The sequence below is a fragment of the Bradyrhizobium cytisi genome (assembly GCF_008123515.1).
Classification (GTDB): domain Bacteria; phylum Pseudomonadota; class Alphaproteobacteria; order Rhizobiales; family Xanthobacteraceae; genus Bradyrhizobium; species Bradyrhizobium cytisi.
Genome location: NZ_VSSR01000023.1, coordinates 224441 through 230440 on the forward strand (window position 1 = coordinate 224441; position 6000 = coordinate 230440).

Annotated in this window: 6 protein-coding genes and 2 pseudogenes; 4 read left to right on the forward strand and 4 right to left on the reverse strand. The window is 63.6% G+C overall.

Annotated elements, in window-relative coordinates; all coding sequences use genetic code 11:
• Positions 1 to 93 precede the first annotated feature (93 nt).
• On the reverse strand, positions 94 to 684 hold the full coding sequence (locus tag FXB38_RS15940; protein WP_148751806.1) for a LabA-like NYN domain-containing protein: 591 nt from the start codon (positions 682 to 684) through the stop codon (positions 94 to 96).
• 698 nt (positions 685 to 1382) lie between these two features.
• Between FXB38_RS15940 and FXB38_RS15945 the strand changes: the two genes are divergently transcribed.
• Positions 1383 to 1583 carry a hypothetical protein gene (locus FXB38_RS15945; RefSeq protein WP_148751807.1) on the forward strand — a complete coding sequence of 67 codons (201 nt, stop codon included), beginning with the start codon at positions 1383 to 1385 and terminating at the stop codon, positions 1581 to 1583.
• Positions 1584 to 1600: 17 nt separating this feature from the next.
• Complete coding sequence (locus FXB38_RS15950) at positions 1601 to 2023, forward strand: hypothetical protein (protein WP_148751808.1); 423 nt, start codon at positions 1601 to 1603, stop codon at positions 2021 to 2023.
• A 388-nt stretch (positions 2024 to 2411) separates the two neighbouring features.
• Here the strand turns inward: FXB38_RS15950 and FXB38_RS15960 are convergent, their stop codons facing one another.
• Positions 2412 to 3149, reverse strand: a complete 738-nt coding sequence (locus tag FXB38_RS15960; protein ID WP_246229915.1) for an alpha/beta fold hydrolase — start codon at positions 3147 to 3149, stop codon at positions 2412 to 2414.
• Between the two features lie 313 nt (positions 3150 to 3462).
• Between FXB38_RS15960 and FXB38_RS43830 the strand changes: the two are divergent.
• Positions 3463 to 3642: pseudogene (locus tag FXB38_RS43830) on the forward strand (DUF3606 domain-containing protein); the annotation flags it as partial.
• Positions 3643 to 3831: 189 nt separating this feature from the next.
• On the opposite strand, the pseudogene FXB38_RS44845 reads toward FXB38_RS43830, so the two are convergent.
• Positions 3832 to 4388: pseudogene (locus tag FXB38_RS44845) on the reverse strand (exonuclease domain-containing protein).
• A gap of 368 nt (positions 4389 to 4756) precedes the next feature.
• Positions 4757 to 5542 (reverse strand): helix-turn-helix domain-containing protein, encoded by a 786-nt coding sequence (locus FXB38_RS15980; RefSeq protein WP_148751810.1) that lies wholly within the window; start codon positions 5540 to 5542, stop codon positions 4757 to 4759.
• A gap of 113 nt (positions 5543 to 5655) precedes the next feature.
• Between FXB38_RS15980 and FXB38_RS15985 the strand changes: the two genes are divergently transcribed.
• Positions 5656 to 6000: ABC transporter substrate-binding protein (locus FXB38_RS15985; RefSeq protein WP_246229917.1), on the forward strand; the 345-nt coding region annotated here is incomplete at its 3' end.

Here is a 6000-nt window from a genome sequence, read left to right on the forward strand (position 1 = left end):
CGGCTGCGGAATCGCGCAGCACTTGAAGTGACCGCGAGTGTTGCGTCGCTGGATGGCCGTAAGATGCGGATGCAACATCGTGGCATAACCGGGCTAGTCGTCGCTCGACCCGGTGCTGCGGCTCGTCGAAGCGCCATTCTGGCGGACCGCGCCGCGCTCGGAGGGTTCTCTGCCGACCGTGGAGCGCAGTTCGGCCAAGTCGCTGAAGACGTCGGCTTGGCGGCGGAGTTCGTCTGCGATCATGGGTGGCCGGCTGACGATGGTGGAGACCACCGTTACCCGGACGCCGCGGCGCTGCACGGCCTCTACCAGCGAGCGGAAGTCGCCGTCACCCGAGAACAGCACCATCTGGTCGATGTGCTCTGCGAGTTCCATGGCGTCGACCGCGAGCTCGATGTCCATGTTGCCCTTGACCTTGCGGCGGCCGGAGGCGTCGATGAATTCCTTGGTCGCCTTGGTGACGACCGTGTAGCCGTTGTAGTCGAGCCAGTCGACGAGCGGGCGGATCGACGAATACTCCTGATCCTCGATGACGGCCGTGTAGTAGTAGGCGCGAACAAGGGTGCCGCAGCCCTCGAACGCCTTCAGCAGGCGCTTGTAGTCGATGTCGAATCCCAAGGTCCTTGCGGTGGCGTAGAGATTGGCGCCATCGACGAAGAGCGCGATCCTGCTCGGTGCGGACATGTGGACGCTGCCGGAAATTGGTTTCCAGGACGGAGCAGGAGCTTCCATCCGGACTCCAGGTCATCGAGGCAAAAATCTTCAGGTAAGGTCGGGTGGCCGGGTCTCGCTTCCGCTCATCCGCATTCCGCTCATCCGCATTCTGCGGCTCCGACACTTCGGAGGCTACGCGCAATGTCTTCCGCCTCAAAGCATTTTTCCTTCAACGAAGGACTATTCGCTGATCGCCGCGAGCAAATTTGGACGCCTAGGATCTGAACCTGCGGCAGCAGGGGTAAGACAAAGCCAATGGGAAGTCCCCCTGACGGGTTGGCGGTGCGATGCGATTCCCTGTTTTCGAGACCCACCTGAGAAAGCGCGGCCGCACGTGGTGGTTCTTGTGCACGGCCGACGGCCGGAGGCTTAGGCACGGGTTCGAAGCCAAGCGCTCTACAGCCAGATATCGGGCCAACCGGGCACTGTTCGAGGTGCTGCTGTTCGCGGCGCCTTTGTCGGAGAGTGCCCCGACAGGGGCCGGTTCAGCCGGCGGCCCAGCCGCTCGGCCAGCTAAACAGCGCAGCCTGCGCCGCATCGTCGCCGCCGAATGCTGCCAAGCCGCACCCTCCCTCTTGCCAAGCGTTGGTTAGAAGGTCAGAATTCACGAGATTTTGCAGCACTCTTGATTTTGACGTCGTGCGCTAATTTTCCAATGGGGGTCTCCCATGTTCGATCCTGCGACGACCGCGCTTTTGCGCGCGGTGCTGGACGAGGTCTGCGAAAGCGTTTCCCGGACCGAAACCGGCACCCGTACCCACGTGGCCTCGAAAATTCTGGAAGCCGTGACCAGGGGCGCCACGTCTCCGGACCAGCTCAAGCAGATCGGACGTCAGGCTCTGTCCGACGCGCCGACCATGTGGCGATAGACGGACGAGGGCGAGGGGTGAACTTCCAGGTCACGGTGCTGAAGATCCTGGTGAGCTATCCCGACGGCTTTGCCCCGATGGCCGACCTCAAGCGTGACATGGCAATTCTGGCGACCAGCGGTCGTGACTGGGCGGAGCGGACCAAGCGCCTCGCCGCGCGGGTGCCGGACCTGGACATCTTCTCGCAGGCGCTCGTCGAGCGCCTGAACGGCGGCTGGCGCATTACGGAGAATGGGCGGGCGGTGCTCGAATTCATGGAAGCCCGCCCCGTTGCGCCCGAACCGATCCTGGCGCCCCGGGTCGAGGAGGCTACGGCCGCGATGGTCGCTGCGACGCAGGTACTTCCGCTGCGGCAGGCGGTCGATCGAGCCAAACGGCGGCGCGAACGCCGCGAACGTCGGCGCGAGGCGCGCGAACGAGCGAGGGCGAACGCCTCCTGAAGTGTCCTACAGAGCCGGCAAGGCACGAAAAGAAGATGACGGGAGCCGAACCCCCGCGCTATCGCCAGCTGCGGCCGCTCCCCCGACCCTGACCACGCCCAGTCCCCACATTTGAATGGAGGGCCCGTTTCCGCCGACGAGAGCACCTGTCGTTCGATCCGGCCTTGATCGGTGAGGACACACGGCGTCCACAGACCGATCCGCTCGATCATCGCCGTGGGGTCCGGGTTCGATGAGGGTTTCCCGCGGCATCCGCTCGAGGTCCAGGCCCGCAGTGGCGATGTTCTCGCCCCAGGTCCCCGCCGGGCATGTGGTCGAGTGGGCATCGCATCGGCGTCCGGGTTGATCCGGCGCGACGTCTGCACCTTGCGCTTCGGGGAGATCGATCTCACGCGGCTTGCAGGATCGACTCGCTGACGCGGTCCGGTGCATCGAGCATGGCCATGTGCCCAACGTCCGGCCATTCGAATGTGGCCCACGACTGGTCGCTTTTGCAGTCTGCCAGTGCCTTGTCGAAGGGCGGCTGAGGAAATCTTGGGAGGCGGATGTACGTCTTCTTCGCCACCTTCTGGAGCGCCCCGGAAACCTTGATCTGCTGGAGATAGGTGCCGACTGGATGCGGAGTAACCTTGGACTCGGCGAACGCCCGATCGCGCTCGGCAACAACACTGGACGGATAATGCGCCGATCCGCGAACGCCCGCCTCGCCCTTATCGACGGCGGCTTGTATGCCTTTGCGGACCGGCTCGGCTGCGTAGTCCGCCACCCTTTGTCCATCCGCCGGAATGTAGGCATCAAGCCATACAACCGATGAGACGCGATCGCCGATGCTTTCGAGTGCGCCCGAGCCGACAAACCCTGCATAGGACCACGCCACAAGGCAGATGTTCTCGAGACTTTCCCATTTGATCAGGTTGACGACGTCGGCGATGTGGGTGTCCAGATTGACGTCCTTGCTCAGCAAATGCGAGCGCTCGGCCAAACCCGTGAGCGACGGAGCGAACACTTTGTGGCCGCCCTGTTCCAGCCGGTCACTGACCCGGCGCCATATCCAGCCGCCGCAAAAAGCCCCGCTGACGAAGACGAAGGTCTTTCGCGCCGATTGGGCGCGGGCGGCATCGATCACGCCGGATGTCGCTGTTGCCATCAGACCGCCTGCTGCAGCGCTGCGAAGGACGCGGCGGCGAGTGACGTGAATTCTTGCCACGACACGTCTCCCTATCGTTAGGCAATTCACCACTATTAGTTGTCGATCATAGAGAGTTGCCGCCAAAGCGGCAAGGCGGGTCTGTCGCGGCGGGCCGCCCAACCTCGGAGAGGAAAGCCGAGGCATGTCGGCAAGGCGGCGAGCGGCCGCCGCGCACGGACGGCGGGATCGTTGCGAAACCTGCGAATCCCTACAGCGTTGCACCGCCATCAAATCCCTACAGGAGGAGCCGATGTCAGCAGCGAAGAAGGCACCGCGTGGACGCAAGCAGGACGGCGCGCGCGTCGCCGGCGGGCAGAAGTACGAAGTCGCCTATGAGGCGAAGTAGACCGGCCGCTCCGCCGCCACGATCAAGAAGGCCGTGAAGAAGGTGGGCAACTCCCGCAAGAAGGTCGAGAAGCGTCTCGGCCGCTGGCGGCCAGGTTGGCCGCATACTCGGCGTGGCGGCCAGCGAGGTCATCAGACCCTGCTAGAGAACCGCGTGAACGCCGTCAGCGTCTGTAGCCGCGGCTCGACGTCGCTCAGGTAGATCTCCGCCTTCAGAAACGCGAGCTCGCCTTCGAGAGCGGCCTCGTCGACGTCGATATAACAGGACTTCGGTCTACCGTCGCTGCCGTCGCTTCAGCGGTAGCCGCGTCGCTTCAGCGAGTCCTTGAGTTCGAACGGCGACTGCTCGGCCCATACGCGTACGGTTGGCTTGCGGGCGTTCTCCAGCAGGAGGGCGAGCGCGGGCGACCCCGTGCGGCAATTGGAAAGCAAGGACTTCCAGCAGAGCGTGGCAGTCGTCGACGGCCCGATGACCCTGGTGGAAGAACCCGGCTCCGTTCAAAAGGTAACCGAGTTGGGCTCCCACGAATCCGTGCGCGCGCCAGTCAATCTCGCTCATGCTGCAGCCCCAGGCCTTGTGCTCGAACTCGGGCCAGTAGCGTTCGGCAAATTTCCTATCGAAACTGCTGTTATGCGCTATCATGATAACTGCGCGTTCGGCGAAGGCTGTAACCGCCGCAGCGTCGAATTTGTGGCCGGCAACCATTTCATTGGTGATGCCGGTAAGCGCTGTTACCCGGGCGGGATCGTCACGGACGGCTCGTTGAAGGCGGAGAACGTCTCGCGGACCCCGACGACGCGGCCGTCCGGCGTGTAGTCGAACTTGACCATGCCGAGCTCGATGATCTCGTCCCTGACGTGATCGAGGCCGGTCGTCTCGGCGTCCAGCAGGATGCCGGTCCTGCATTCCTGCCCATGGGCGGCAGGGACGCGGGCCGCGGTACCAGGTGCCGCAGCACCCCCGGTAGTCGGCCGACAGGCTCAATGCTTCGGCCATCGCGGTCAGATCGGATGGGTTTTGAAACATCTCTTCTCGAGGTGAGTCTACCCGATGGCTCGTTGAGGCCGCAGAATACCGAGAGCGCCGGCGACGAGGTATCTAAAAGACAGCATTGCCGCCTGCCGATGAAGGAACGGCGCCGCCGAGAAGGGGCTGCCGGGCTAAGCCGTGGTATGAACCCGGCCCGACCAGGCATCATCTAGGCAAGCTTTCCCCGCGCCTTGTTTGCTGCGGACCACCGCCGCTCGATTTCCTTCACGGCCGCCCGCATGCTGGGCAGATACTTTTTGGCGGCGAGCTCAGGGGTCATCGACGACGAGAAGAAAATCAGATTCAGACTGCCGAGAACGGGACCCCCGCCCGGAATGGCCAGCGCGATCGCGCTGATGCCCGCCTCCGATCCACCGACCGACGAAGCGTAACCGTCCTTTTTCGTCTGTGAGAGAATGTCGTCGACGAAACGACGGTCCTTCGCCAAAGCTGCGTCCTCCTCGACGAGTGATACGGTGAGGTCCAGCATCTCTCGTCGCAGAGCGGGCGCGGAGGCAGCCAAGATAGTTTTTCCAAGCGCGCTGCGCACCAAGGATCTCCTCCGTCCGACCATCGACCGATGAACGGAGAACGGACTGAAGGGATGTGTGCTTTCCCGGATAAGCACCGAGCCAAGTTCGAAAACCCCGAAGTCACTCGGCCAGGAGACCTCATCCAGGAGGCCGAACATCGCGGGCAGGGCAGCCTGGCTCGACAGGTCACGCGACGACACCCCTTCGCTCAAGGTGCGCACCTGGGGCGTCAAGCCGAACAAGGCGTTCGTTTCGTCGAAGGTCACGTAGCCATCTTCGCGCAGCGTATCGAGCAAACGATAGCAGGTCGTTCGGTTGAGGCCGGTCCTCCTCGCGAGCTGTACGACGTTCGACGGCCCGCTCGCGTTGAGCTCGTTGATCAGCGCCAACCCGCGGGAAAGTGCCCTTACGCTGCGGTGCATGATCCCTCCGGACGTGTTCGCACTGCGAACATTTCACAGACTTAGATGGAATCATAGTTCAATCGGCGGCAATCCATCCCGGCACGCCCAAACGGCGGCGACGGGAGGAAACGATGGTTCATTCGAGCTTTTATTTGTCCGCGGCCATGTGCTTGGCCCTCGCGGCCCCAGTCGCGGCGCAGACCGCCGGCGGCTCCCCGAATCTCAGCGGCGGCAAGGTCAAGGTCGGTGTCCTGACAGACATTGCTGGCCCCACGGCCATGGCGAACGGCAAGGGCTCGGTGATCGCGGCTGAGATGGCCGCCGAGGACTTCGGCGCCGGCCTCAACGTCGAGGTGATCTCGGCCGACCATCAGGGCAAGCCCGATGTCGGATCGCAGATTGCCGCACGCTGGTTCGACGTCGAAGGCGTGGACGCGATCGCTGACATGCAGGGATCGCCATCGCCAACAGCCGGC

What these genes read in the sequence shown, in the direction of transcription:
- FXB38_RS15940 (WP_148751806.1), bottom strand. Translation starts at nt 684, where the DNA reads ATGTCCGCACCGAGCAGGATCGCGCTCTTCGTCGATGGCGCCAATCTC.
- FXB38_RS15945 (WP_148751807.1), top strand. Translation starts at nt 1,383, where the DNA reads ATGTTCGATCCTGCGACGACCGCGCTTTTGCGCGCGGTGCTGGACGAG.
- FXB38_RS15980 (WP_148751810.1), bottom strand. Translation starts at nt 5,542, where the DNA reads ATGCACCGCAGCGTAAGGGCACTTTCCCGCGGGTTGGCGCTGATCAAC.